Consider the following 3,091-nt stretch of genomic DNA (forward strand, 5'->3'; position numbering starts at 1 on the left):
GGCGCCGACGTCACCAAGCCCGCGCCCGCTGGTTCCACCAACGAACCCGCCTCACTCGCCAATGACCAGATCACGATCTACGACTGCCGTACTAAGGCGGCCAGGTAGCGGACGTGGCGGGGATCCAGTTCGGGCGGGTGGAGAAATCAAATACCCGGGCCATCTACCTGGCCGCCCTCGAGATCACCGGCAACAACGATATTCCGATGGGAGAGCAATCTCCCGACCATGATCTGAAGGGTTGCCGCACGCAGCCCCACCGCCTCCCGACTTGGCCGTGGCACCTTGCCGTGAACCAAATGACTCCGCAGGGCGTAGCAGTTCTTGAAGAATTCGGCTGGGCTTTCGCCAGAGAACTGCTGATCACCGAGCCGAGAAGCCAGGGATTGACCAGCCTGTCCGATCGACTGTTTACGAAGGCTCCTCAAGGAGCCGATGAGAGAGTCTCTCTCCCGGACCGGAATATCTGCGCGCTTGGCCTGGTCGATGAGATGATCCACAAGAGCAACTTCAGCGTCTGATCGGTCGTCCGGCTCGATGAGAGTTTCAACGGCCATCATCAGCATCAGGAAGCGAGCATCGACGGATGCCTCGGAGAATGAGGACGCGAAAAGACTATGGGCGACAAGTTGTGCATCGTCGAGAACCGGATCGCTTCTGTTCACGAGGGCCAGCGCCTGGGTGACAACGTCTTGGACAGGGCGACTCAGCACAGCCCTGACCGGCATGGCAGTCACGAACAAGGGCGTTGGTTCACTGGGAAACACCAGTATTCCGTGGACATCATCCAGCACTTGCCGAAGCTGACCAGGAATGTGCTCCTGGAGGATGCGGCGACCACTATCGGCTAGCTGCCCCTGTGGTGCTCGCGTACCAAAGTCGGCACCAATATTGAGCTTGGCGAAGGACAGCATGAGTGCGGCGCGCCACTGCCGCGCGGCGGCCTCGGCCGCCGCGATGGAGACATAATTCCGGCCGCGAACTATGAGGAAGGGACTGTCAACCGCCCATCGCTCCATCGTGATACGGTTCCCGGGATCCATTTGAATGCACGAGTTGGCCTCGACTCCCGTCACCTGGGACGTATTTCCAACACGAAAGCGAATTCGAAAGTCAAACCACCCCTCAGCGGTCGCTCCGGGCTCGTTCGATACCTGAGTCAACAATAGACTCCTCTCCAGCGGTCAACCATGGGAAAAACAAGTCACAGCCTAGCCGGGGAGCTATGGACCAGTAAACCTGGTCCTGGGCTCAGTTCATCAATCTGCCTGAGAGGATGCTCGCCGACTGTAACCACGCCCTCAGTCACTGTTTGATACAGGCGGTTCTGCGATTAGTCGAGGGCGAGTGTCTGCCGGGAGAAATCGGTGCACACCAGGTACCAACAAGGCGCGCACCGGGTCACGGCGCGGATGCAGTTCCGGCTCACACCCCCGACACTACACCCTTCCTGGGAACCTTCTCAAAAGGTCCACTTAGCCGTGGTCACAAGCAGCGGCCCAGTCAATCCAAAGGCAGGATTATCCGTTCTCGACCGTTACGCATCCTCCGAACTTCGCTTCAGAGTGATTAATCGCCAGAAGCATATGTATGCGGCGGCGCGGGTTGGTGTGCTTACAGAAGCTGGACGCATCACCGGGTGTGTCGCTTGGCCGTCACACTGCTCGGCCCACCCTTTATTGGGCGTTCAAGCTCTTTCCTGAGCGATGGGAGGTCGAATCGGCCACGGCTATTCGTCCTCCTCCATCTCCTGGGAAGCGTACTTGACGCCTCCCTTCAAGTCCGCTTCGTAGATCGGGATCTGTTCAATGCCGAGGGCCTTGAGCAGGAATGCCGTGGGGATGCGGTAGTGGGTGCCGACCTGGATGACATGGCACGGAAAGTTGCCCGAGTGGATTAGTCGGTATGCGGTACCAGAACAGATTCCCAGAGCTCTCGCGGCAGTGCCCAGGTCGACAACCAGAGGGAGGTGGAATGCCTCAGCGAAGGTCATCGGTGTCCCGATCATCGAGGGGCTCCCGTCGAGCGCAGGGACAGGGTACCGATGAGGCGCCTCTTGGCGGGGCGCCGAGCGCAATCAAGAATGTCCGTCAACCCGAGGCGCTGGGCCAGCACCCCAAGACGGACTCCTTCGATTTGTGAAGGGGTGGCGGCTAAGCGGATCGGGGCGGAGTGCTCGCCGATATGCCCGGGTGGAGCTGTCTTCGACTCCCATCTGCCGCCGGGGAACCGATTCAGACCTTTCGGAGGAGCGAATACGAAGAGATCTTTCACGGGAGTTTCCCGGCTGCCGGAACGAGCCTCGGACCAAGCCCTGCTCGACACAGATTTGAGAACCTTCTCGCCTGCACCTGGTAGATCTGCGTCGATGGTCGTCAAGCCCTCCAGAAGAGTGGTGGCCATCTCGGCTTCGAGATCCTCATGGCTCACGCGTAGCCGGATGGAGATCATGGAGAGGGTCCGGCGCATCCAAGGCTCCGCCAGCCATAGGGCGAACAGCCGTCCCGTCTCGTTTGCCGGCCCTTCTCGCTGTGCTGCATGGATTGCCTCCCGCCAGATTGCGTCGCGTAGAGTCGTGTCCCTGCCAGAGACGCATACCGCGTCACGGGCCTGGCATGCGGTCAGTCGGACGAGGCCGTTACCCGTATCGATCAACAGTCCGTCGTGTGCTCCTGATTCGATCCGCTCGTTGACGATGCGGGACAGGGCGCCCCATCGGTGATTCGCCATCAGTGCTCCTTCACCGCATAGGGCAACCGCGTCGTTCACTTGGGGATCGCCCTATACGAGGATGGGCCGAGACCACTGGTCAGCCCAAATTCTCTGGTGTTGGGGATAGTTTCCAGGGTGTGCTCACGCGCTTCAGCACTGCGAGTGCAGAAGACATGTGATCTGGCTCTCACCGGATGTACTTCTGGTAACTCGCAGTTGAAGCGCCACGGTTGCACTGGATGCAGGTTGTCCCTGGCGACCGGGTTGATCGTACACAGTCGATGCCTAGTACGGCAGTCGTAGATCGTGATCTGGTCATTGGCGAGTGAGGCGGGTTCGTTGGTGGAACCAGCGGGCGCGGGCTTGGTGACGTCGGCGC

General features: G+C 60.0%; 3 protein-coding genes. All 3 read right to left on the minus strand.

Going from position 1 to position 3,091, the window contains the following annotated elements; all coding sequences use genetic code 11:
* Positions 1-146: 146 nt before the first annotated feature.
* Positions 147-1,019 carry a hypothetical protein gene (locus AB0I38_RS40180; RefSeq protein WP_358496093.1) on the minus strand — a complete coding sequence of 291 codons (873 nt, stop codon included), beginning with the start codon at positions 1,017-1,019 and terminating at the stop codon, positions 147-149.
* A 710-nt stretch (positions 1,020-1,729) separates the two neighbouring features.
* Positions 1,730-2,008, minus strand: a complete 279-nt coding sequence (locus AB0I38_RS40185) for a helix-turn-helix domain-containing protein (protein WP_358496096.1) — start codon at positions 2,006-2,008, stop codon at positions 1,730-1,732.
* 757 nt (positions 2,009-2,765) lie between these two features.
* The coding region (locus AB0I38_RS40190) for a hypothetical protein (protein ID WP_358496100.1) at positions 2,766-3,091 on the minus strand (326 nt) is incomplete at its 5' end.

The sequence above is a fragment of the Nonomuraea cavernae genome (assembly GCF_040655715.1).
GTDB lineage: Bacteria > Actinomycetota > Actinomycetes > Streptosporangiales > Streptosporangiaceae > Nonomuraea > Nonomuraea cavernae_A.

Coding starts and splice junctions, on each gene's coding strand:
- AB0I38_RS40180 (WP_358496093.1), bottom strand. CDS start 1,019: ATGGAGCGATGGGCGGTTGACAGTCCCTTCCTCATAGTTCGCGGCCGG.
- AB0I38_RS40185 (WP_358496096.1), bottom strand. CDS start 2,008: ATGATCGGGACACCGATGACCTTCGCTGAGGCATTCCACCTCCCTCTG.